The sequence below is a fragment of the Taibaiella chishuiensis genome (assembly GCF_003014535.1).
Taxonomy (GTDB): Bacteria; Bacteroidota; Bacteroidia; order Chitinophagales; family Chitinophagaceae; genus Taibaiella; species Taibaiella chishuiensis.
Window position 1 is genome coordinate 180,610 of the sequence record NZ_PYGD01000005.1, and the last position, 24,534, is coordinate 205,143.

General features: G+C 46.1%; 15 protein-coding genes and 1 tRNA gene. 6 read left to right on the forward strand and 10 right to left on the reverse strand.

Features of this window, described 5'->3' with window-relative positions:
- Window positions 1-384 precede the first annotated feature (384 nt).
- From B0I18_RS14575 to B0I18_RS14600, 6 genes are all read right to left on the reverse strand, one after another.
- A complete protein-coding gene (locus B0I18_RS14575; RefSeq protein WP_106523461.1) occupies window positions 385-1,950 on the reverse strand; it encodes an SEL1-like repeat protein in 1,566 nt (521 codons plus the stop codon).
- 33 nt (window positions 1,951-1,983) lie between these two features.
- A complete protein-coding gene (locus tag B0I18_RS14580) occupies window positions 1,984-2,448 on the reverse strand; it encodes a hypothetical protein (protein WP_146146750.1) in 465 nt (154 codons plus the stop codon).
- Window positions 2,449-2,490: 42 nt separating this feature from the next.
- Window positions 2,491-2,976, reverse strand: coding sequence for a hypothetical protein (locus B0I18_RS14585; protein ID WP_106523463.1), 486 nt, complete (start codon window positions 2,974-2,976; stop codon window positions 2,491-2,493).
- A gap of 2 nt (window positions 2,977-2,978) precedes the next feature.
- Window positions 2,979-4,337: a hypothetical protein gene (locus B0I18_RS14590; RefSeq protein WP_106523464.1), complete on the reverse strand. Its 1,359-nt coding sequence runs from the start codon at window positions 4,335-4,337 to the stop codon at window positions 2,979-2,981.
- Window positions 4,338-4,371: 34 nt separating this feature from the next.
- Window positions 4,372-5,007, reverse strand: coding sequence for a porin family protein (locus B0I18_RS14595; RefSeq protein ID WP_106523465.1), 636 nt, complete (start codon window positions 5,005-5,007; stop codon window positions 4,372-4,374).
- Window positions 5,008-5,308: 301 nt separating this feature from the next.
- Window positions 5,309-7,717, reverse strand: coding sequence for a TonB-dependent receptor (locus B0I18_RS14600; protein ID WP_106523466.1), 2,409 nt, complete (start codon window positions 7,715-7,717; stop codon window positions 5,309-5,311).
- 147 nt (window positions 7,718-7,864) lie between these two features.
- Between B0I18_RS14600 and B0I18_RS14605 the strand changes: the two genes are divergently transcribed.
- The 3 genes from B0I18_RS14605 (at window position 7,865) to B0I18_RS14615 (ending at window position 11,909) form a co-directional block, all read left to right on the forward strand.
- Complete coding sequence (locus tag B0I18_RS14605; protein ID WP_106523467.1) at window positions 7,865-9,031, forward strand: sensor histidine kinase; 1,167 nt, start codon at window positions 7,865-7,867, stop codon at window positions 9,029-9,031.
- A gap of 4 nt (window positions 9,032-9,035) precedes the next feature.
- Window positions 9,036-9,755, forward strand: coding sequence for a LytR/AlgR family response regulator transcription factor (locus B0I18_RS14610; RefSeq protein WP_106523468.1), 720 nt, complete (start codon window positions 9,036-9,038; stop codon window positions 9,753-9,755).
- A 627-nt stretch (window positions 9,756-10,382) separates the two neighbouring features.
- Window positions 10,383-11,909 carry a T9SS type A sorting domain-containing protein gene (locus B0I18_RS14615; protein WP_106523469.1) on the forward strand — a complete coding sequence of 509 codons (1,527 nt, stop codon included), beginning with the start codon at window positions 10,383-10,385 and terminating at the stop codon, window positions 11,907-11,909.
- A gap of 425 nt (window positions 11,910-12,334) precedes the next feature.
- Here the strand turns inward: B0I18_RS14615 and B0I18_RS14620 are convergent, their stop codons facing one another.
- Both B0I18_RS14620 and B0I18_RS14625 read right to left on the reverse strand, forming a co-directional pair.
- Window positions 12,335-14,206 carry a hypothetical protein gene (locus B0I18_RS14620; RefSeq protein WP_106523470.1) on the reverse strand — a complete coding sequence of 624 codons (1,872 nt, stop codon included), beginning with the start codon at window positions 14,204-14,206 and terminating at the stop codon, window positions 12,335-12,337.
- 97 nt (window positions 14,207-14,303) lie between these two features.
- A complete protein-coding gene (locus B0I18_RS14625; protein ID WP_106523471.1) occupies window positions 14,304-16,169 on the reverse strand; it encodes a BspA family leucine-rich repeat surface protein in 1,866 nt (621 codons plus the stop codon).
- A 587-nt stretch (window positions 16,170-16,756) separates the two neighbouring features.
- On the opposite strand from B0I18_RS14625, the gene B0I18_RS14630 reads away from it, so the two are divergent.
- On the forward strand, window positions 16,757-18,526 hold the full coding sequence (locus B0I18_RS14630; protein WP_146146751.1) for a tetratricopeptide repeat protein: 1,770 nt from the start codon (window positions 16,757-16,759) through the stop codon (window positions 18,524-18,526).
- A 325-nt stretch (window positions 18,527-18,851) separates the two neighbouring features.
- Here the strand turns inward: B0I18_RS14630 and B0I18_RS14640 are convergent.
- Window positions 18,852-18,925: transfer RNA gene (locus B0I18_RS14640), tRNA-Arg, on the reverse strand.
- Between the two features lie 134 nt (window positions 18,926-19,059).
- Between B0I18_RS14640 and B0I18_RS14645 the strand changes: the two genes are divergently transcribed.
- Together B0I18_RS14645 and B0I18_RS14650 are read left to right on the forward strand one after the other, a co-directional pair.
- The gene (locus B0I18_RS14645; RefSeq protein ID WP_106523474.1) at window positions 19,060-20,214 is read left to right on the forward strand and encodes a cystathionine gamma-synthase; all 1,155 of its coding nucleotides are present in this window, start codon (window positions 19,060-19,062) and stop codon (window positions 20,212-20,214) included.
- A 102-nt stretch (window positions 20,215-20,316) separates the two neighbouring features.
- Entirely contained in the window at window positions 20,317-22,629 is a 2,313-nt protein-coding gene (locus B0I18_RS14650; RefSeq protein WP_181358479.1) for an OstA-like protein, read from the forward strand.
- Between the two features lie 51 nt (window positions 22,630-22,680).
- On the opposite strand, the gene uvrC is transcribed toward B0I18_RS14650, so the two are convergent.
- Window positions 22,681-24,501 (reverse strand): excinuclease ABC subunit UvrC, encoded by a 1,821-nt coding sequence (gene uvrC, locus B0I18_RS14655; RefSeq protein ID WP_106523476.1) that lies wholly within the window; start codon window positions 24,499-24,501, stop codon window positions 22,681-22,683.
- Window positions 24,502-24,534 lie beyond the last annotated feature (33 nt).

Below are 24,534 nucleotides of genomic sequence, written 5' to 3' on the forward strand. Positions count from 1 at the left end.
CAACAGCAATAGAGTCCGCCCGGGCTGCATTACTGTTTACGATATTGTTGTATGCCGTAGCCAATGCCTCGAAAGCCACGGAATCCTTAAGACTAAGGGGGTGTGGTTGTGCATGGCTCTTATACCCCAATAGGATAAAAGGGAACAACCAAAGAATTATTTTGCATCGTATTGCGCCCATGAAATATAGCTATTCAATTTACATACAGGATATTACCAGCAAATATATTAATAATATACCTGCTATTGATAATTACAGCCGTTGGCCCGACCCTGCAAAAATCACAAGGCCATTTTCTTATAGCACCTGATGCCAGAGACCCGTACCGGTAATCCCAATGCCCCTGAAATAATCCCTACCGGCCAGGGGGTACAACTACCTTGCTATTCGTATTTAAATCCCCGCTTCATTTGCTTTTCTGTATCGCGGTAAATCTGGTCCATGGCGCGTTGATGCCTGTCGGACTCCGATTGGGAACCCGTTCTGTAAGTGGCCTGTGGTATATTCTGATTAGGCATGGGTCTGCTGTTTTGTGAACCGCCTCTGCCATAGGTTTTCTCCCACCATTCCTCATACGATTCCCCGGTTTGTGTGGTAGTAGCATTTTTGGCGGTAGCCGCTCTCTGGCGGGCCGCTTCCAGTGCAGCGAAATAGTCCAGTACTTTTTGCTTTTCTGCCAGGGCTTCCTTTTTCCCCAGGTCGGCAGATTTCTGGTAATATTCAATGGCCTTATTATAATCAGCGCCGGGTATTTTGCCCATATGGTGGAGTACTGCAAGCCCGTAATAAGCATCGGCATCATGGCCTTCAAAAGCTGCTAGTTTCCACCAGCGGAGGGCTTCTTCATAATTTCCATTGTCAAACGCCGTATACCCGTTTGAGTAAGCATCCCTGAGCTCCAGGGCCGCCTCCGCTTTATCCAACAGCGTTACTTTCTGCACCGCCCACATATTGCCGGTCTGGGCAGCTTCATTGTACCAGTACCGGGCCTTTTTCTTATCGATCAAATAAGCATACCGGTTCCTGTCGGTGGGCATCGGGATATCGTCACCTGTTGCGTGCTGATAAAGCGTACCCAAAAAATACATGGCTGGCCGGTACCCTTGTTGCGTTGCCTTTTGGCAATAAAACAGAGCAGAATCTATTTCTTTTTTGGGTGGGTTAACCTGTCCCGCTGCGAAGCCCCGGGCTAAATAATAAGAAGCCTTGGGCATATGGCCCGCCGCATCATATTTTCTTAAAATTTTAATGGCCGCAGGGGCACTGGCGGGATATTTCATTTTTTCGGATGCCGCTTCTATTTCGGCATCCGGGTTATTATCGGGCATAGTCGCCTTACCGCTTACACCTTGCGCAGGTGTGGCTGTTGCCGCTATGGCCCTTGTATTTACGCTACGTTCCCCATCCTGTGTTTTCCCGTTTTTATCAATATGAAGATATCCCTTTTGGTCCGCCACCAAAGCAACGCCACCCGAAAAATCACGTGCAATCCGGTACTGCACCCGGATCACCATCCGCCCCTCTTTGTTGATATAACCCCAGCCCGCTTTTTGCACCGGCGCAACAGCCGCCATTCCTTCCTTAAAGCCATTGACCCAATCATAGGCAGGGGCAACAATCTGTTTGCCTTGTTTATTGATAAACCCCCATTTGCCCCCGGCTTTAACCGCGGCCAGGCCTTCGCTAAAGGGTTCTGCATCTTCGTAAATAAACGCAATGCGTTGCTGATCGTTTTTATCGATATAGCCCCATTTACCATTGAGTTTAACCGGCGCCAACCCTTCGGCAAATGTGCTTGCCATTTTGTATTTATAGGGTATTACCAACACGCCTTTGCTGTCTTTGTAACCCACAAGGCTATAATCGTTATTCCAGGCGACTTCTAACTCCTGCGCGTGGGCCGGTATGCTTAATACCACACCTAGTAATAGTAGTATTGATTTTATCATCTTGCTTATATTTTAGTAAGCTATTTTATGGTTTTACCCCATACGACTGAATAAAAAACGAATAGCGCCGGTATCATCTAAAGTAGCCGTCAGCACCGTTTTACCGGTATCGCGGCTTTTCAGCACAATTTTGCGCACAATGGTTGTTTCATTTTTTTTGATAAGCCCCGGCCGGTCTTTACTATCGAAAACAAGGAATGGAATTTCATTGAAGCGGTCATAAATGGTATCCATGGTTGCCGCATCGCCTCTTTTTACATAGTCTGCCGAAAGTATATTGCCGACTACGCCGCTTACCATATAGCTTACCGCAAACCCTTCGAGCTTTAATGCGGTGCGATAACTGTTGTAGCCGTCGCCTGCCTTGACTTCGTGTTGCATGAGACTGGATGCATCGGCCTCAATCAGCGCTTTTATCTCAGCCGGGAAGTTTTTCCCGGTTTGTGCATAAACGATAGTGCAGGAGAGCAGCAATGCCATGCTCAACGTGATTTTCATTATTTTTAAGACTTTCACCTGATTGCTTTGCATTTGAATTTATTATTGGCTGTACATCATGATGGCAAACCTGCTCTTCGAAGCATTTTCCTGATTGCGGTAACACATCGTTTGAAAAACCAGTAATGGCTTTCTCGCCCCATCGACCCTGTACACACTATGGGTAGCAATACCGCCCGGCTCTTCCGCTTCATCTAAGTTAACTATTTTGTATAGCTTATTACCGGAGTACATGGCTTCAATAAATCGCGCAACGGCTGCCTGAATGGCCTCTGATTGCCCCAAAGGAACTTCCCAGCACAACACATTTGCGTAGGGAAATTTTCCAATCCTGATTTCGCCCAGGCCGGCTTGTAGCTTTGCGGGATAAAAGACCGAAACGGTATCCGTTTGTTTGTCCATTATATCCATAAAGTTATTTTTGGAGTGCCGGTAAAACGTGTCTAGCAGCGCTCTACAGTCTTGTTGCTGTGCCTGTGCAACCGTTATTGAACAGAAAAACAATAGCCAGAGCAATACTTGTTTCATATTTATGGATTGAGTTTTACAATTTCCATGTGGTAATGCGGATCTCCGATCCTGTACCTGCCATCTCCCGTTGGATAGGCCAAAGCGTAATAAGCGCCGTCCAGGTATCTGCAGGTAGACAAGGTGAAGTCCTTTTGTACAGTTTGTCCATAGGTAATGGAAGAGATTACCTTAACGCCCGAATTATTGACCTCCCATAGTTTGATCGCAGGATCGGCAGGTTGCGGTACGTTTGCTTCAAATCTGGCCATCGTGTACAACGTTCCGTCTGGTTTTAAGCGCCACTCATTCAGCATATTTTTATTTATATATACTTTTACAGCATTGCTGAAATCGGCATCCTGATCCAGAGAAGCCTGCCAGAGCCGGGTAAGCGAGCCCTGCCTCCAGCGATAACAGTATATGTTTTTGCGGGCGTCACTTCCGGAGGCCGCAGACTGGAAGTCATCAAATACAAAAGTAATTTCCCCGGTTTCGGTATTATAATCGTAAGTAAGTAACTCTAAAAAGTCGGCAGGGAAGCCACTTTGCGGCATATTGGCTACCGTCCCGGCATCTACGATTTCGTAATTGGGTGGCGTAGCCCCGTAAGTCCGGTCTTCGCGGCAACGGATCACCATAAAGGTGGTAGCCCCATCTTTGGAACACAGCGAAAACTCGTAATAATTACCATCCGCAGCTTTTACCGGTATATTGAATAACCTTTTATGACCTTCTATTACACCCGGACGGTACGTAGCACTGAAATCACCGATGGGGTCAGGCGGATTTTTATAATGCCATAAAAACGATTCATGCCCCGTCCACATAGAACCGGCCAGGAATGTACCATCGTTTGTATACTTAAAGGTGGGGTAATTGCTTGCCGGCGCCCCTGCAATGATATCGCCGGTGCTGTTTCTTAATTGTATGTAATTATTGTTATAATCCATTCCTGTAAAAACAGGTATGACGCTATTCGGTAACAATTGACCGTACCAGGTAAAAGGGCTCGAATTACCCCCGCCTGAGAAGATCCCGAAACTGATTTTTTGCAGGTTAGTAGCCGTTGCATTTTCGGATACTACTGTTTTGTAAAAATAGTCTGATGACACGTGAGCAACAGGCTCTAAACTATGCTGGGTGTATAACACGGCAAATTGGCCATTTGCTTTTTGAAGGTCAAATCCTTTCATCGCATTGTAAGGCGTAGCGCCGCCGCCTAACCCGTCAAAAGGTATTATGGCTACCCTTTTCCAGCCGGTTGCCGGCTCGGTGAGCAGATCATCGGCATTGTCTGAATCGCCATCTGAGGGGCTGGTCTTTGTGCAGCCTGTGGCCATCAGCAATAAAGCCAGGGACGCATACAGTATTTTTTTCATTTCCATGAGGTGTTGAATTGAATAGGGTGATGGATTAATCATGCTTTGCAAACAGCCAGCTCATATTTATGGAGCAATTCCGGTTCTTGACCGATGGACTATTGCTAAGCCCTTCGATATTCGTTAACCCGAAATCGTAATGAACATGCAGGCCTAGTTTTTTACCCATCCTGAAGCCGGTAGTGAGATGGAGTCCAACGTCCAATTTTTTAAATGCCCCGGAGGTAAAATCATGCTTTGCGCTGTTGCCATCGAACGCAAAGGTTTGTTGTATGGCTTTTACGAGATAGGCCATATACAAGCCGCCGCCTATTTCATAGTCCAGATCATCGCTTACCGGTATTGCAGCCATTACAGGCAGGGTCAACTGGATATAATTGAGCCTGTTGGTATTTTTCATGGGCCCGGTATAACCAATCGGGTAATCGTAATACACCCTCGTGCCTTTTTGCGTAAAACTCAATTCAGGCAACAGGAAGAGATGCCCGTTCAATTTCTTTTTGTATTGAAGTCCGGCATTAAAGGAAAGCAGTACTTTCCGGTGCACATCAAAACGGCTTTCGCCATAGTGGTACTTGCCGATATTAGCGCCTGCGGTAATGCCCAACTGTGCATAAGCGCCTGAAGATAAAACCAGGAACAGGAGTGTATAGGCTATATTTTTGGTCATGTTTAGTATAAATGGTTGATCACCCTACAAAAGTGAAACACATTTAAACAAACCACAATAGGTAAGTATCTTCAATTATATAGGTACATGTACCTATATAATTGGCAACAGGCAGGTAAGAATGGAACGGGAGTTAGAGATTTCGACATACTTCCCAACTTTCGCGCCTGATCGGTTGTAGGGCTTTGAATATATGGAAACCCAAGCCTGTATTGTATTTCGAACAAAAAAAAACGCGTAGTGTGTACTACGCGCCGGTGATGGGACTGGCTGGTTATTCTATTTAACGGAAGCACCTCCACTAACGGGTGATCCTGTTTTTTTCCTCTTGCGATGCCGTATTGCGTACCCGTCCTTCTTTCACGTTACTATTCCCGAACTTCCAGGCCAGGCTAAAGTATACTCTCCTGCCCTCCCATTCATTGGTCCATTTAATATCCAGACCGTTACCTGTAATGTGCGCGCGATAAGCATTGGGACCAATAATATTGGTGGCATTCACCTTAAGTGTAAGCCGGTCTTTCAGTAAGAGCCGCTGGATACCCAGGTTCCACCCGTAATAACACCGGAGCCGGGCAAGACCATTTCGTGTTGGCATGCCATAGTAAATATCTGTCTGTATTTTATATTTCCCGAAGGTAAACGTATGATTGGTGCTGAACGAAGCAGCCATGGCTTCCTGGTTATAAGCAAACCCCGGTATGGCAGAATAGTTTTTATTAAAGGCTATATTGGCATTATTATCGCTTTGCCACCATGAAGTAACGGGCAGGCTTAACGTTATATCCAGGCGCAGGGCTCGCGCAGAAGCCGCATTCTCTTTGGTATTGGTAGTTATCCCGGTCTGCTGATCCTGCCTTATTACTTCCGTCTCTACATCTGTATCCATACGGTAGCTTAATGCGGTAAACAATATCTCCTTCCAGGCATGCTTCAGCTCCAGGGCATTGCTATAGGAAGAGCGGAGAAATGGATTGCCCACAAATAAAGTGTAAGGATCTATATAATCGGTAAAGGGATTCAGACTCTCGTAACCGGGCCGGTTGATGCGCCGGGTATAGCTGAAGCTTACCTGGTTTCGGGTATCGATGGTCCGGGTTATAAACAAACCGGGAAACCAGTCCAGGTAATGCCTTTCCTGTACCTGTCCTGTAGTAATGGAATTGCCGGTACTGATGGTTTGTTCGACGCGCAAGCCGATCTGTATAGCTGTTTTTTCCAAAGAATAGGTTGCGGTAGCGTAGGCGGCATTGATGTTCTCTTTGTAAATAAAATGATTACTCCGGTTACGATCGGGTATCCAGGCGCCCTTATCCCCGGTTGAATCGGCGAGCAGGTTATTGTCTGTTGTCACCCAGCTGCTTTTCATACCCGCTTCCAGCTTGAGTTGCTTACTGAAATAACGGGTAAAGTCCAGCTTGCCGGAGCGGATCGTTACCCTGGAAGGTTTACCCGTCCTGAAGATATAAGGATCACGAATCGCATTGCCACCCCGGTCGAAGAACAGGTTGTCGTTACGGCTTGTTTCGCGGCTATTATAATGGCCATAATCCAGGTCGATATTCAACTCGCTTCCTACGGTATCCAGCAAAGTCTGGAAGTTAAGATTATACATAATATTTTCGCTACGGCTCGAATCGCTTGTCAATGCATCGATGAACTGATAGGGCTGCTTGTTTTTATCGCTCAACGTAGTATGACCATCATTAGTAGCCTTGCTTCTATCCACATAACCGTTGATTAAAAGTCCTGCTGTAGTTTTACTGCTCAACGCATAGTTCAGGCCGGCCTTAAAAGAGGCATTGGTAGCAAAAGGGTGCCAGTAGCGGCTCCGGTCCTGGTACACGATATTGGTGTCGTTGCGTACGATGCTGTTATAGTTGAGCTGGTTAAAAGACTCGGAGTGCCCCAGGTACCCATTACCGAACAAGTTGATTTTGCTGTTGCGGTAATTAAGACTAAAGCCCCCGTTTTGCCTGAAATAACGCCCCCTGCCAAGACTGGCATTAAGCGTGCCGTTTGTACCATAAGCCTTGTTTTTCTTTAGTTTTATATTAATGATCCCGGTACTTCCCGCGGCATCATAACGGCTGGAAGGATTGGTGATGATCTCTATTTTGCTGATAGCATCGGCCGGAAGCCCCTTCAGGTATTGGACCAGCTGATCCCCGGCCAGGTAAACTGGGCGTCCGTCTATATAGATCGTACAGCCGGCGCCTTTTAATAAGATATTATCGTCTTTGCCTGTAGTTACCGAAGGCGCTTTACGCAACAACTCCCAAGCCGAGCTGCCTGTCGCCAAAACATTATGCTCTATGTCCATCACCATTTTATCGGGTTGAACTTCCAGTAAAGGCATTCGCGCCGTTACCTGTACATCTGCCAGTTGCTCCCCCAAGCGTATTAACTCCAGGTCGGGCAACCTGTAATCTGCATCCTTTACTTCGAACACATCTGTACTGACGGACCGGTATCCTACGAGCGATACCGTAACCCTATAGCTGCCTGCTGCTACACCGTCGAGACTGAAGCTGCCGGACGAATCGGTAAGCGTACCTTTCAGCACCCGGCCGGCTTTCTGCTCCAGGACGATACTGCAAAAAGGAAGCGGCATGCCCCGGACACCGGTAACTTTCCCGGTGATGGTAAAGGGTTGTGCGCAAACGGGCAATGTGATGCAACTGATGAGTAAAATTATCCAGGATTTCATAATACAGGTTATTACCGGCACCCGCTATTGGAATTAAATCCATAAGCAGTTAGGTCGACAGCATAGGAAGGAGGTAAATACGGAATCAAAATTGCGGGAGTTGGCACGGACTTTTATAATTAATCGGCAAACGCCCTGAAGAAGAACATGAAAGCTTCCGGCAACAAGGTGAACGGTTTGTGGTCGTATTTGGCCTATTGGCGAACGATTGAAGCCCGTTGGCAGAATATAGGCCCCGGAATGACGTTATGGTACTACATTTACATTTCGACTACCCTGGCCATGAAACGACACTACAAAATAGCGCTCCACCTGTTCTATTGGTTCTGCTTTTTCGGATGGAGCACCCTGTCCCGTACCCTTTATAACCCGGCGTACCATTTTGATTTCCACCACCTGTTCGGTCCTTTAAATATGGCGGAGTACCTGGTGTTCATGGGGACTTTCTATCTCAACTACTGCTTTATCATGCCCCGTTTCTTCAAGCAGAAACAATATAAACGCACCTGGACAACCTGGTTCCTGTTATTGCTGTTTTTCATCTGTTTCCGTTATTTCGTAGAGCAGTACCTCCTGATGATCTGGTTCCATATACAGAATTACTATGAAGGCGTATCCATCGATTTCTTTGTTTTCGACAACCTTTATTTCGGATCCAATGTCATCCTGATGAGTGTTGTCTTTTGGGCGATTGACAACTGGATGAAAATACAAAAAGAAAAGACAGCCCTGGAACAGGAAAAGGCAACCGCGGAATTGGATTTCCTGAAGTCGCAGCTCAACCCGCATTTCCTGTTCAATACCTTGAACAACATTTATTCCCTGGTTTATCACCAATCGGATAAAACATTACCTGCCATATTGAAGCTGAGTGAGCTGATGCGGTATATGACCCGGGAAAGTACAGTCGATAGTATAGAGCTATCCCGCGAGCTGGAATACATCGAAAGTTTTATCGCCCTGGAGTCGTTGCGCACCGTGGGCACGGCAGCGGTGCAATTTACCATACAGGGCGCCACCGAAGGCCTGAAGATAGCGCCCCTGCTGATGATCCCGTTTATCGAGAATGGCTTTAAGCATGGCGTAGTTAACGATAAGCATAATCCTTTCCTTATTGAATTAACTTTGCATAACCGGCAACTGGTATTGCATACCCGCAACAAGATCGGGAATCACCATAAAGACAGCGGCAGTGGTGTGGGGCTTCGCAATGTGCGGCGCAGGCTTGAATTGCTCTATCCTGGTCGTTATCATTTAGCAGTAACACAAAACGGGGATCAATACAATTGTACGCTTCAACTGGATTTAAACTAGAAAAATGATCAAATGCATAGCTGTAGACGATGAGCCCTGGGCCTTGTCCTTACTGGAGAACTATATCAGTAAAGTGCCTTTCCTGGAATTGGTACTGGCAACGGAAGATGCCATAAAAGCACTGCATTGTGTACAAACAGAGCAGATCGACCTGGTTTTCCTCGATATCCAGATGCCCGAAATCACCGGTCTCCAGTTTATGAAGATCACGGCGGGTAAATGCCGGGTAATCCTGACCACTGCTTATAGCGCTTATGCACTCGACGGTTATGAATACAATGTGATCGACTATTTGCTGAAACCCATTTCCTTCGATCGCTTTTTTACGGCGTCTTTAAAAGCGCAGCAATTGCTTGTAATCCCCACTAATGCTGCACCTCAGGCTATGCCGGTAGCCCATACCCCCGACTATATTTTTGTAAAAATAGATACGAAGGCCGTAAAATTATTACTCTCCGACATCCTGTTTATCGAAGGCCTTAAAGATTATATTGCCATACATACGCTCGCCGAGCGGCTAATCGTACAAGAGCGGTTAAAAGCGTTTGAAGCGGGGCTTCCCCAGGACCGTTTTGTAAGGGTTCATAAATCGTATATCGTTTCCCTCGAAAAGATCGACAGCCTGGAGCGGAACCGTATCTTCATCAAAGATCAGGTAATACCCGTGGGCGATACCTTCCGCGAGTTTTTCTTTAGCCATATCAAGGACAGGCATTTTGGCTAGGCCAGGTATTGTTTAGCTTGTTACCTTCGTTTTCCCTATTGGGATTTGCACCCAAAGACGCTTCTTGCCCTATTCCGTGATACGAAGTGGTTTATTGTTCAATGATCCCTTTAAGAGGCCTTTACAACGCCTTCCTTTGCGACGCAAAGGAGTTTCTCTTTTCTCTTTTCTCTTACAAAAGCAAGCTTTCGCCCGTTTCGGACCAAGCAAGCCTCCCCGCTGCGTGGGGAGGCTTGCTTGGTGAACAGGATTGGATTATTTTATGATCCCTTGTTGGGTGGCGTCTGCAAAGCTTCTTTTGTTATGCAAAGGAAGCTTTTGTTTTTCTCGCTCACTGACTTTCTTCGGATAGGAAAGCCATCAAAGCAGAAAGAATAAAACTTAGCGCGAATGGCTAATCCGATAAATCATAAAAAACGTTTGATGAAGAATTATCGGCAGTTCATAAAAAAACGTTAAGTCCATAAAAATATATTTCTATTTTGATTTCGTAAGGCGATCCAAATAACCTTGGAAAAGTCGCTGTACAGATATCGGAACAATCTTGATTTGTCGCATATGCTCTTCTTGAATAACGAACAACGGAAGTTTGATTAAGGACGATCAGCAAAGAAAAATACCAGATTTATGAATAACAGAAAAAATTTCATGACCCTTAAAAACAAACTACAGATGAAACAGATTTATCGCTTCGCCCTCATTCCGGCGCTGTGTTTATTAAGCTTCCATAATGGAAAGCTACATGCCCAGGCACCGCAAAAACCGCCCCGACTCGCAGCTGTCATTCATGAAGAATACGATGGAACCCGCTTCAAACCCTCCAGAGATTCGACGAAGATACACTGGCACGATACCTGCGGTACAGGTTTCAATTATTTCACGTACGCCTCAGGTTCAATTCCAGACTACTTCTTTACTTCGCTTATAGATACCCCCGCGGCGACAAGTGTGAGAGCCTACCATGAGCGGTGGCTGCAGCCCTTTGATACCATGTCCACCTATGCACCTTCTCCATCGGGCACCGGCTACCTGCCAACGCCGTCCGGCATCACCGCGCAGACCATAAACAACCGCAATATGCCTGAAAACATTTTGATACAGGAAAATGGAACAGCGGTCAGAAGGGAGGAACTGTTTTATGATGCATCCGGTAACTGGAAAGTATCCAGACGCTATAATACGCAAACACCAACAGGACTAGCTTCAACACCAAATAATATAGACTCTTTCACCTATGATAACAACGGCAACTTAGTATCCATAAAATATGTGGACGCGCTCGCGACGCCGCCTTACGTGGATAGAACTTCCATGCGCACCTACGACAACAACAATCGCATATTAAAGGTTAAAGACAGTATTCGCTTTGGTGCCAGCGATCCCTACCAAGCATATGGCGGGGTAACTTACGAATATAATTCTTCAGGACAGCTGATCAGCGTCACGACGGAAGTCGCCCCCGTAACAACGGGTGTGCTTGCTAATCAGTATTGGGAAGGACGTACCTATAACAGCAGCAACCGTGTAGAGACCCACACCTTCAGAGAATGGTCAGGCACAGCCTGGGATACCACACAGCGCTACTCCTATTCCTACGCCAGTGTTACCGGCAACCTGGAAACGGTTTTTATCTTACAGGGCCCGTCCTTTGATACGACCTGGCGTGTCCAGTGGCACTACGGCAGTAATAACCGCTGGGACAGCGTGATCAGCTATCGCCGGATAGCAGGGCAATGGTTGCGTAGCAGTAAAGTAAGTTATCTTTATAATGAATTCGGCCAGATCACCTATATTGACGACAAAAGTGGCTGGAACCCAGCCACGAATGCCTGGTACTACCAGCACGGCGACCGGAAAGCCCGTTGTTACTATGAGTCTGTCCCTACTTCCGTTAAAGAAAAAATTTCCGCTCTGCCTTTTTCCGTGTACCCTAATCCCACAAGCAATAAGGAGGGGCTTCATATTCGTTCAGGCGGAGAAGCAATCCGGCAACTCTCCGTATATAACATTTCCGGCAGCCTGCTGATCCGGCAAAAGATAAATAACCCAGCTAAGGACGTTGTGTTCGATTTAGGGCCACTTGCTTCAGGTACGTATATCCTGCATGTAAGCGGCGAAAAATCGAAAGGCAGCACGAAGATTACCGTACGCTAAAACAAAATACACCTATTGTATCATAAAGGCCACGCTTGCTAAAGCGTGGCCTTTAAAAAGGCGGCCGTATTGCCGCCTTTTTAATAGCTAGCTCCGTTGGCTCTTAATTTTTGCTGCCTTAGATCTAATTTTCCAACTTAACATCAAGCTCACAGACCGGTTATAGCAGCTATTGTTGGCGACACGCCTAAACATTGCGCTCGCAAAAGAATCTTTTCTTTTCCATCCTTGCTTTTGAAAGCGGGCTTTCAATGCTTATCTGAAAAAGAAAGGCCTTCCACATGGTGGAAGGCTTTGTGAACGACATGGTACAGAATTCGAACCATTTCACATATGATTTAATTCCGCTGAGTCAAATGAGGATTGCATGAATATCATTATGTCAATTATTTGGATTGCATAATGCGAATCTTTGTAATTGTTGCTTAACTGTAGTTCATACACGCATTAATCGCGTTCATATTGGCCTTGGTTATGTCAGCAATGTACCGGCGGCCTCGTTGGTTATTGTTCATGGATATACCAGTAAGCTTGTTTTGGAGATCATTGTATACTGCATTGATCACATCAGCATTGTACGCACCGGACTGAATATTGGTATTGGAACCATCTGTAAATTGTACAATCACCTGTGCAAAATTTATAACCGGTGTATGGCCCTCTGCAGGTACAGCAAAGCCCATCAGAAGAATGATATGGTCATCTTTAGAATCATCAGTGGTTTCACAATCAATTTTGCAAGAAACGAACATACCCAGTTTCGCAGCAACAGAAGACTCCTGGTACCAGGTGCGGTAAGCGTTGTTTTGATAAGTAAATTCAACTACCTGGTTGAATGTGCTGGTTTTGCCGCTTGCACTTTGCATCCAGTTATTTGCCGAACCATTACCACTTAACGCATCGCGCAATGCAGTCGGGAAACCACTATTGCTGAAAGCCATCTTGTAATTATTTCTCGGGTCGTTGGCATTTGTGTATGCCGGGTAGTTATAAGGTTTGGCAACCGTTGTACAAATGCGGTTCAGGGTATGGCAGATCACTGGCAGGAAATAAAACTGCCCGCCATTGTCTGTAGCCTTGTAAACAGCATTTGCAATTTTATTGAATACGTTGCAAACAAAATTAAAGACCTCAATAAACACACCGGCCACTTCCTCACCGACGCCAAACGATACCAGCGATGATGCTGTACCCAAATACCAGGCGACCAGGTCAACACTTTTAATAACCGTTTCCGGTACCTGGAATGCGCCATCTGAAGACCATTGGAAGAGTTGAATAGATGCCAGTTTACCATTATTATCGAAATACGCATCGTATTCCGCTTTGTCGTTGTGCGCGCCGGTATTCTCATGTTGTTGATAAACATGATACATTGTCCAACCATCGGTTGGCAGCAGGGTGTAATCACCCATTAAGTATACAGAAAGTAATTGTGTGGTCGATTGATACTGGAAGTCGGGTTCGTCAATTTTATACGTTGAATCTCCTACCACGTATTCTATATCATCATCCGTTACCTTGCCGGAAGGAGAAGGATACAGGCTATATAATGTTGCGAAGTCGATATAGGCCCGTGAATATGGAGTAGTCCAAAAACCAGGCTGGGCCGGATATAAAAGGAAGCTGTCAATTTCGTTTTCCCAGTTTCCTTTTTTATTACCATTGAGATCTGTACGCAACCAGTCGCTTAATTTGTCTTCTGTTGTGTTCGGATTGATCTTCTTAAAGTTTCCTTTTGCACCGGTTTTGTCAAAAATGATCATCCATACGTTAGGGCCCGTTTTAAGGGAACTGATAGAATTAATGCCTGACATATTGATACCGTTCGTTGTATACCCGACGTTGGACATATTGGGGCCATTGAAGGGCGCTGTAAAGGTGCGGTTGGCACCCATGAAATCGTCATTCTCCGCAACACTGGCCTGACCATCGTGCAGTACAAAAAGCTGCGATTTACCGGGTTGTGTATAATCCGCTCCTATATCCCAGAAAGCAGGCTTCTGCTTGTACAGGATAAAGCTTTGGATATCGTTTTTCCAGTTCCCGATTTCCTTGCCTGAATGATCATGTCTGTGCGTCTCACTCAGGCTACGGATATATTTACCCGGGGGAATTTTCTTGCAGTTGCCGGTGTAACCTGTATCATCGAAGATGATTACCCAGGTACCTTCCGAAGTTTCCAACGAATTATCGTTGGCATTGAGGTTGTCTTGTCCTTGTGGTCCGGTATAGGAGTCAGAGTAGCCGCCTCTGTCATCGTTGTTCCATACCTGGAAATCTCTTCCTGTTGTCATTTTTCAGGTTTTTATAAGTTTACGTTTGGTTGAGTTCTACTTTATGAAAATGATTCCTGGTCCGATAACAATATTAAAATTCCTTTAAGGTATTTAGCTATTCTACTACTATCGAACGCAGTGTTCCAGCTTCCTGTTTAATCAGGTAAATGCCGCTCGCCAATAAACTAATGTCAATAACCTGCAGGCCTCCAGAAACCCCTGCCTGCTGTACCAGTTGACCCATTTGATTGAATATCCGTACCGTACCGTGCTTTGTTGCCCTGATATAAAGCCTGCCATCACGTACAGGATTAGGAAAAATAGAAATCGTTGAAGCGGTTGTAGTCTGATGGCTTACGGTTTGAGTGCGGCTATAGTCGGTTTTTCCGTCAAGGTCAACCATTTTGAGCCGGTAAAAAGCCTGACCTTCAGGTTGCGGCAGGCTAATACTGTAATAGCTACCGCTACCTGTTGCAAGAACTTTGTCAGCACTATGAAAGTTGGTTCCATCCACCGATTGTTCAACGCTGTAATAATTCAGGCCTAACTCTATAGCACTTTGCCAGGTTAAAACAGCATTGGGATCACGATATATAGCATTGAATGAATGTAGCGTCACAGGCAAGGGCGTGCCACATCCCGCATCGTACATGTCACCATTTATAGTCCAGCCTTGTGTGCCCGTAAGTGCTGTATGCGCCGCTAATGCAGTACTGTTATACACCATGCCTACTGCACCTAATGAAATGCCATTGGGTGTATTGGTATTGGCTTCCCAGCCATTAAGCATAAGCGAGTAGTTAATGCAATCCATACCGCAATTTTCAAACATCCATGACATGGAGTTTATGGCAGAAAGATTCCAGGTACTAAGGTCCTGGTTAAATGCGGAAGCATGGTAAAACATACCATTCATATTCGTAACCGAACTCACATTCCAATTTCCGATGTCCTGGTTAAAGAGGCTCGATTCAAACAATGAAGTCATATTTGTTACAGATGAGGTAACCCAATTATTGAGGGGCTGATTAAATGCAGCCGTACTTTTAAACATATCTAACATATTGGTAACGGAACCCACATTCCAGTTATTAATGGGTTGATTAAAAGCCGTCGCCCCGTGGAACATACCTGACATATCGGTAACTGAACCCACATTCCAATTATTAATGGGTTGATTAAAAGCCGTCGCCTGACGGAACATGTACTCCATATTGGTCACGGATGAAGTAGTCCATGATCCTATAGGTTGATTAAAATTGATTGCAGATCTGAACATATTGGCCATATTGGTCACAGAACTGGTATTCCAACTGCCAATGCTGCCATTAAAGCTGGTGGCATTCTCAAACATATTAAACATACTGGTCACATTACCGGTGTTCCAGTTATTTAGGGATTGATTAAATAAAATTGCTCCCCAGAACATGCCAGACATATCGGTAATGGTGCCTGTTTGCCAGGTATTAAAAGTGCTGTTCCCAACAAGATTGGCACAGAAGGTGAACATTTGTGACAAAGTTGTTGCCTGGCTTAAGTTTGGCGAATCTGTGGCTGTCACATTCAGGTTGGCGCATGAGCGGAAAGCCTGATAAAAGCCAGACCAGGCGGTACTGCCCCATTGTGTTACTGCTATCAGCTTTAGCTTATCCTCAGTTTGCTTAAACGTTGTAAATGTACCGGATGTGGTAGGGTCCACCCGCACTCTATAGGTAGCTGCAGTAGGAAATGTAATGAGTTGATAATTGCCGGCGTTAATTGTACCTGCTACCAGTGTACCGTTGTTGGCTATTTCGTTACCCACTTCTTCCCAGATAATAGTATAGCCTGTACCCGAACCATAGAACCTGATTTCATTGGCACCAGATTGCCCTGGGTTGTTGGATTGCCACAACGTAATAAATTCATCTGCAGGCCCGGCGAAGACAATCGCAGCATATAGTAATAATCCTGATAGTAAAGCGGAAAATTTAAATTGCATAGTATCTTAGGTTTTTTGTCAAAAATTAGGGTTTAGTGTAAAGCCTGGATCTATACCAGGATAAGAATCGCTCTGTTTTACAGTTATGCTCTTTAGAAAAGGTGTCGGATGGGATTTGTGGTATCATGGAATCCGGACCAATACCGGCAATACCCCAAAGTAATTATATTAATACCGAGGGGTCAAATTCAGCGCGTGACCATGCCGTTGCATTACCGTTACAAAAACGTTGCGCTTATTAAAAAATGGTTTTCAAAGAATTGTATGTTATTTAATCAATGAATGAATTAAAAACTCATTATGATGCATACATAATATTCGGATTAAAATTAATTAGTTGTAACAAAGAGATAGCGTGGTCTATATATTGTGTGGCCATTCTGAAGTAAAAAAGATTATACATGAACGGGAACATTTGACCGTTCATTAGTTTTCCGGAGCCGGGTAATATCAACCAGAGTTAAGCGATTATTTTTATTTTTGCCTGCATACATTCGTCTACCAGTATTATTGTTGTTCACCATAATATCAGGAGCCTATTACCAGGCTTTAATTATTTGTATACCACATATAAAATCAAAAAAAAATTGCGAAAAAGTCCGCTTCCCGGCAGTAAGCTTTATCAGATATTTAGGACATTGTTTCTCATAATCTGCCTTCCTCATTCCACAAATGCAAAACCAACTTATGATTCCCTGTTCCATCAATCTTATGCAGTCCGCTCTGTTTATTTCGATCAGGCAATTGCATCTGATTGGGTAAAACTAACGCCGGCGGCCTATTTGCAGAAACTGGACGTTCTACAACAACGGGCAAAAAAAGAACAGGATTATGGGGCAGAGCTTGAAGTAATTATAGGTAGATTTCAATTTAAAGATTATGCCAACCTTATAGCCTTGGATGAAAAAATAGCAAGACTGGAAAAACTGCTTAAAACACCGGACCTGGAGCGATATCCGGAATACAGGGCCGTTATCATGGATTACCTGGCGCAGAATTATTATGGCAAAAAGCGTAATTATACCTTAGCCTTCGAACATTTTATTAATGCTTATAATATTGCTACACAACTTGCTCAGAAAGACTTTCCAGATAAAAAACAACTATTGGTGGGTTTAGGCAATCGTTATTATACCATTGGCGATTATGAAAAAGCTAAACGGATCTTATTGGAAGCAGATAGCCTTAATCATCCCTGGGACAAGTTTGTAACCTACAATGGAGAGAATACATTAGGCCTCATTTACCGTTCATTTGGTCATTATGATACTGCAATTAATTATTTCGAACAATCCAAAAAACATGCACTGACCGATGGAAACAAGACTTGGGCAGCTATTGCATCGGGAAATATCGGTATCTCCTATTACCAGCAACAGGATTATGACAAAGCAATTCCTTTACTGGAAGAGGATATAAAAAGTAGTTTCAGTACCAGCAAGGCCATGGATAATGGTATCCATTCTCTTTTGATTCTTGCCGATATTCATTTACATAAAAATGATCTTACAAGCGTTGCCGCAGATATCCGGCTTGCGCAACAATACCTGGATAGTTGCAGAGATAGGATTAAACCGCGGGGCATGCTATATCCCGTTATGGCACAATATTATTTTAAAAAGGGAGATTATAAAACTGCTTATAGCTACCAGGATTCTGCTGCAAGATATAAAGACATCCTTTACGAGAGGGATAACATTTATAAGCTGGCCAAGGTGGAGCATAAGAAAGATCTTGAAAAGGTGGATACGGAAATAAAAAGGCTGGGCGCTGAGAAAAAGTTACTTTCTTTTACCAGAAATGGGTTGCTTATCGGTATTGTCTTATTATTTATTATAACCGGACTTATCATTAACAGGCAACGATTAAAGCACCACATAAAACAAGTAGCTATACTGGCAAAAAAGGTGCAGGCCGAACATGACCTGAAAGCAGCTACATTGGAACTGGAAAATTTCACAAGGCACTTACAGGAAAAAAACCTGCTGATCGAGCAATCGGGACAGGAAATAGAAAGATTAAGAATAGCACTGAATGATACAGAACAGAAAACCAATGAAGTCCTGCAACAAATATATAACACAACGATTCTTACAGATGAAGAATGGACCAAATTCAAATTACTTTTTGAACAAGTACATAAAGGATATCTACAACGCCTGAAAAGCAAAATGCCTGAGCTTACACCTGCTGATACGAGGTTTGTCGTATTGAGTAAATTGAACCTTTCCAATAAGGAGATGGCAGGTATTTTAGGTGTTCAGGCTGATACCATCCGTAGTTATAAACATCGGTTGAGACGACGCTTTGATCTGCCGGAAGATGCAAGTATTAAAGAATTTGTAGATTCTATTTGATTTACACAGCAACTTGCAAAGTTGGGAGCAAAAAGCCAGCATAAAAGAATAATGGCTTTTGGATTCGAACCTGTAGCCGCCGGAAACGAATGGCATATAATATGAATATAATAACCAAAACTACAAAACCCGCTCTCAGAACGGGCTTCAACGTACTTTGTGATCCGGATTGGATTATTTCATGACCTTTTGGAGGGGCGTCTACAAAGCAAGCCTTCATCACCTTTGGTGATGGGTTTTGTTTTCCCCTTTGCCTCACGAAAGCAAGCTTCCGCCGGCTCCGGAAAAAACAAAACCTCCCTGCTGCGCAGGAAGGCTTACTTTGTGATCCGGATTGGATTCGAACCAATGACCCTCAGCTTAGAAGGCTGATGCTCTATCCAGCTGAGCTACCGGACCCGCTGAATGGCGGCAAAAGTAGTCAAAAAAGGCGAAAATTTCAAGTTTTATTAATTACATCCTAAAATACAGCGATAACCGCATCTGCTGACTTAATTCTTTACCTTTGCGCTGTTTTAATATTAAAATAAGATATGAACAATAACAGCTATAAAGCAGCTACCAAACTGATCCACGCCGGTGTAGAACCGGATCCGTCAACAGGCGCCATTATGACCCCGATCTACCAGACCTCTACCTATGTACAGGAAGCGCCGGGTGTACATAAAGGTTACGAATATGCCCGTACCCAAAACCCTACCCGTACCGCCCTCCAACAGGCTATGGCGGCAATCGAAAATGGTAAGCATGCTTTAAGCTTTGGCAGCGGTCTCGCAGCTACAGATGCGATTATCCGCCTGCTGGTTCCCGGCGACGAGGTGATCGTATCGAACGACCTCTACGGCGGCACTTACCGCATCTTCACTAAGGTTTTCGCGGTATACGGCATCAAATTCCATTTTGTCCCTATGGATGACGCTGCCAGCATCGAACAATATATCAATGCCAATACTAAAATGATCTGGGTGGAAACCCCGACCAATCCCCTGCTGAATATTATCGATATCGAAGCGGTAAGCGCCATCGCGAAAAAACATGGCATCAAAACCGTTGTAGATAACACATTCGCTTCGCCTTACCTGCAAAACCCACTCGACTGGGGCGCCGATATCGTGGTACACTCTGCTACCAAATACCTGGGCGGCCACAGCGATGTGGTACATGGCGTAGTAGTCGTAAACGAGGATGCCCTGGAAGAAAAACTGCGCTTTATCCAGAACAGCTGTGGCGCCGTACCCGGCCCCCACGACTGCTGGCTGGTGCTGCGGGGTATTAAAACCCTGCATGTGCGTATGGACCGCCACTGCGAAAACGGGGAGAAAATAGCCAAATACCTGCGCAGTCACCCGAAAGTAGACCGCGTGCTTTGGGTTGGCTTTGAAGACCATCCTAACCATGCGATCGTTAAAAAACAGATGCGTGGCTTTGGCGGCATGATCTCTTTCGTACTGAAAGAAGACAATATGGAAGCGGCTACCAACGTTCTGAAGAACACTAAATTATTTGCCCTGGCGGAATCCCTGGGTGGTGTGGAATCGCTGATCGGTCACCCGGCATCGATGACCCACGGTTCTATCCCAAGAGAAGAAAGGATCAAAAACGGCCTGCCGGATTCCCTGATCCGCCTGAGCGTAGGTATAGAAGATGCCGACGACCTGATCGAAGACCTGAAACAGGCGATCGGTTAAGCGAAAGCATAAAGCCGTACGGAATTCCCGCTGCGGTTAAGATCCAATACCGTTTTTTGAATGCCAGCGATCAACAGCACTAAAGTACAATTACCCGTTTTAATGAGCATACTTGTCATGAGTATGCTCTTTACTTGTTTCAGGGGTAATGCCCAGGCCCGCTTAGACAGTGCCGCCCGGAAAACCTCCAGCATCCTCATTCTCGGCAACGAGATGGGCGAATATATCCAGCAGGACAGCGCCAACGTGGTGCACAAACTGCTCTGGGATGTAAAACTGCTGCATGGTTCGGATACCCTCTATTGCGACAGCGCTTTTTTCTATAAAAACAAAAACAGCGTGGAAGCCTTTGGCGACGTGGTGGTACGCCAGGCCGACGGTACCGAGGCTTTTGCCGAATATATGCGCTACCAGGGCAATACCCGGGTGGTATATATGAAAGGCAAAGGCATGAGCGAAGTACAGCTGTCGGACGGTAAGGAAAACAGCCTCTGGTCCAGGGAAATCGAATACAACCTGAATACCAAAACCGGTAAGTATAAGAACGGCGGCTTCCTGCAGACCAAGGCCACCTACCTGACCAGCAATACCGGCACTTATAACCTGAAGACCAAAGACGCCCGCTTCCAGGGCAATGTAGACGTATCCGACCCGGAATACCATGCCCTGTCCACCGACCTGGGTTATAATACCGATACCCGCGTGGCCTTGTTTTTCGGGCCTTCGGTGGTCAGCAACGATAAGTCGATCCTGTATACCACCAATGGCGTATACGATACCAAAAACCGTATTGCGCACTTTACCGACCGGTCCTCGATCTTAAGCGATGCCCAATATATCGAAGGCGATACGCTGGATTATAACCGCAACACGGGTTTCGGCCGGGCGCGGGGCAATGTGATCGCCATCGACACTACGCAAAAATCGACTTTGTACTGCGGGGAAGCACATTATAACGAGATCCGCAAAACCTTACTGGCCGTAGATAAGCCCTTGATGAAAACGATCAATGGTAAAGACAGCCTGTTTATTAAAGCCGATACGTTTTTTACAGAACCGGCCAGCCTGGAAGGCAAAAAAATGAGTGCCCAGGACAGCCTGGAACAAACGGTAGGCGAGATCCAATCGGCTATTGAAAAAGATACGACCGCAGCCGGGGCCGACTCTATGGCCCTGCCAGGCATTACGGATAGTACCCAACTGCAGCCGGACAGCAGCAAAATACCTGCTGCAGATAGCGCTGCGCATACCGCTCCACCCGACACCGCAGTTATTGCGCCCCCGCCGCCGCAGCCAAACGGTCAGCCGGCAAAGGATTCGGCCGATGTGATGATGGATGAATTGCCGTTTACCTACGAAATGCCCGAACCGGAAGATTCGATAAAGGCGCCGGCACGACCGCCGCACACCGATTCTTCAAAGGCGGGAGCGGCCAGGAAACGCATGGATGCCCTTATCAACGGGACAAACCGGGAGAAAAATACCATCACGACCGGTGCCGATACCGCGCATGTGCAGGAAAGCAGTATGGCCGCGAGGAACCGCATGGACTCGCTTTCCCATTCCTATAACAACAAACCTCAACAGCCCGATACCTCGGGACCGCGGTATTTTGTCGGTTATCATAATGTGCTTATTTACTCCGATTCCTTGCAGGGCAAATGCGACAGCATACGCTATTCGCAGGTAGACTCGCTGCTCCGCATGTATAAAGACCCCGTACTCTGGCCCCAGAAGTCGCAGCTGAAGGGCGATGTGATCCTGATGCAAATGGACAGCAGCAAGCTGAAAGAGATTTATGTGCCGCGTAATGCCATTATGGTGTCGCGCTCCGGGCCGGAACAGGCCGATATGTTCGACCAGATCCAGGGCAATGCCATCAAGGGTTTCCTGCGCAACAACAAAATGGACTCGCTGATTGCCTGGCCCAATGCATCCAGTATCTACTTCATTACCCAGGACGATGGCGCCTATGTGGGCAGCAGTGAAGCGAAAAGCGAAAAGATAGAAGTACTCTTCGAAAACGATAAGATCAAACGTATTTATTACCGGGTGGATGTAACGCAAACCACGACACCCATGAAGGATGTAAATCCCTCGAAGCTGCGCCTTAGCCGCTTTGTATGGCGCGGCAAGGAAAGACCGGAGACCCTCGAAGCCTTCCTGGCAGGGGTGAGCCTCCCCCATCCTACCGAACTGTTCGGGCGTACCAATGAAACGCCGACCGAAGAACCGGAAGCGGACAACACGCCAAAAGAGGCGCCGAAAACCAAAGCCGCGCCTAAGAAAAAGGACAAAAACAAGGACCGGAAAAATACGCCGTCCCCGAAAGCAAGCGAGCCGGAAGCAGGTAAAACAGAAACGCCACAGCCGGCTCCCCAACCTCCTGTCCCGGAAAAGCCGGAAGGACAATAAACCTATTCAGAAGTACAAAAAAGAACAGCGACCCGGTGGTCGCTGTTCTTTTTATAAGGATTGGTCCTCGTCGGGATGGAAATATTCATACACCACGCGGGCCTTGGATGCCCCTATGGTCATCGTTAGCTCGCGGAGGGTCATTTGTTTCACTTTAGTTACCGAACGATAGGTCTGCAACAACGTCTGCGCGGTCTTGCCGCCAATGCCGGGTATATCTTCCAGTTCGTTCTTAATAGTGCCCTTACTGCGGGTATCGCGGTGAAAGGTAATACCAAACCGGTGCACCTCATCTCGTATGCGCCGGATCAGCAGCAGGCTCTGCCCGTTGTACGGCAACTGCAGCGGATCTTTATCGCCCGGGTAAAATATACTCTCTTCTCTTTTGGCCAGGCCCACCACGGTCATACGCCCGGTAAGACCCAGTTCTTCGATACTTTGCATAGCCGCCCCCAGCTGCCCTTTGCCCCCATCGATAATCACCAGTTGGGGTAAGGGCTGCTCTTCGTCCATCAGTCTTTTGTAGCGGCGTTTTACGATCTCCGACATCGAAGCGAAGTCATTGATCCCCTCCACGGTCTTGATATGAAAATGGCGATAGTCTTTTTTAGAGGGCACGCCATCTTTAAAACACACCATAGCCGCCACCGGAAAACTGCCCTGGAAGTTGGAGTTATCGAAACACTCGATATGAGCCGGCAGTTCGGTCAGCTGCAGATCATCCTGCAGCTGTTCCAGGATCTCCATATGATCTTCATGCGTCTTATCGCGCAGCAGGAGCCGGGCTTTATGCTGTTGTTCCTCCCGGAAATATTCGGCATTCTTGAAACTCAGGTCCAGCATTTTTTTACGGTCGCCGGTAATCGGGATCGTTACCTGCAACTCATCTACGGTATCGACCGGGAAGGGCACGACCAGTTCTTTAGACTGCGAATGGAATTTGGGACGCAGGAAGGCCACGGCATAGGCCAGCATTTCCTCGGGCGTCTCCTCCAGCTTACGTTCCATCTTAATGCTCTTGCTGTGGATGATCTTACCTTCGGTTACCACCATATAGTTAACAAAGGCTTCATCTTCGTGGGTAATGATACTGGCCACATCGGTATTGATCAGGTGGCTGCTGATCACCGTAGACTTACTCTGGTAGCCCTGCAGCGCCTGTATTTTTACCTTCAGCAATTGCGCGGCCTCGAAATTGAGGTTGCTCACATGCGTGTTCATTTCCTCCTTAAGGGCATTGATCACCGGGCCCAGGTTCCCTTTTACCAGTTGCCGTATGGTGTCTATACTGGCTTTATACGCCGCCTCGCTCTGGTGCCCCTCGCAGGGCCCGTTACAATTGCCGAGGTGGTATTCCAGACAAACCTTAAATTTGCCTTTTTCTATGCTGGCCGGTGTAAGGTTTAGACCGCAGGTGCGTAAGGGAATCGTTTCCTTGATAATATTGAGCAATTCCCGCACGACAAAAACGCTGGTAAAGGGCCCGATATACTCCGATCCGTCGCGTATCATGCGCCTCGTCAGGAAAACCCTGGGGAAGTGTTCTTTTTTGATCACCACATACGGGTAAGTTTTATCGTCCTTCAGGCTTATATTGTAGGCTGGCTTAAAGTGTTTGATCAGGGAATTTTCCAGCAGGAAGGCGTCATGTTCATTATTGGTGATGGTCCATTCTACGGTATCTATCAGCGAAACCAGCCGTGCGGTCTTCCTGTTGTCCTGAACTTTTACGAAGTAAGAGGTAACGCGCTTACGAAGGTCCTTGGCCTTGCCCACATACAGGATTTTCTTATCGCTGCCATAATATTTATATACCCCGGGAGCATGGGGTAAAGTCGAAGCTATATTTTTCTGGAAATACTCTTTAGTCATACTGCAAACAATACTATAACAAAGATAAGATAA

Coding starts and splice junctions, on each gene's coding strand:
- B0I18_RS14575 (WP_106523461.1), bottom strand. CDS start 1,950: ATGATAAAATCAATACTACTATTACTAGGTGTGGTATTAAGCATACCG.
- B0I18_RS14580 (WP_146146750.1), bottom strand. CDS start 2,448: ATGAAAATCACGTTGAGCATGGCATTGCTGCTCTCCTGCACTATCGTT.
- B0I18_RS14585 (WP_106523463.1), bottom strand. CDS start 2,976: ATGAAACAAGTATTGCTCTGGCTATTGTTTTTCTGTTCAATAACGGTT.
- B0I18_RS14590 (WP_106523464.1), bottom strand. CDS start 4,337: ATGAAAAAAATACTGTATGCGTCCCTGGCTTTATTGCTGATGGCCACA.
- B0I18_RS14595 (WP_106523465.1), bottom strand. CDS start 5,007: ATGACCAAAAATATAGCCTATACACTCCTGTTCCTGGTTTTATCTTCA.
- B0I18_RS14600 (WP_106523466.1), bottom strand. CDS start 7,717: ATGAAATCCTGGATAATTTTACTCATCAGTTGCATCACATTGCCCGTT.
- B0I18_RS14605 (WP_106523467.1), top strand. CDS start 7,865: ATGAAAGCTTCCGGCAACAAGGTGAACGGTTTGTGGTCGTATTTGGCC.
- B0I18_RS14610 (WP_106523468.1), top strand. CDS start 9,036: ATGATCAAATGCATAGCTGTAGACGATGAGCCCTGGGCCTTGTCCTTA.
- B0I18_RS14615 (WP_106523469.1), top strand. CDS start 10,383: ATGAATAACAGAAAAAATTTCATGACCCTTAAAAACAAACTACAGATG.
- B0I18_RS14620 (WP_106523470.1), bottom strand. CDS start 14,206: ATGACAACAGGAAGAGATTTCCAGGTATGGAACAACGATGACAGAGGC.
- B0I18_RS14625 (WP_106523471.1), bottom strand. CDS start 16,169: ATGCAATTTAAATTTTCCGCTTTACTATCAGGATTATTACTATATGCT.
- B0I18_RS14645 (WP_106523474.1), top strand. CDS start 19,060: ATGAACAATAACAGCTATAAAGCAGCTACCAAACTGATCCACGCCGGT.
- B0I18_RS14650 (WP_181358479.1), top strand. CDS start 20,317: ATGAGCATACTTGTCATGAGTATGCTCTTTACTTGTTTCAGGGGTAAT.
- uvrC (WP_106523476.1), bottom strand. CDS start 24,501: ATGACTAAAGAGTATTTCCAGAAAAATATAGCTTCGACTTTACCCCAT.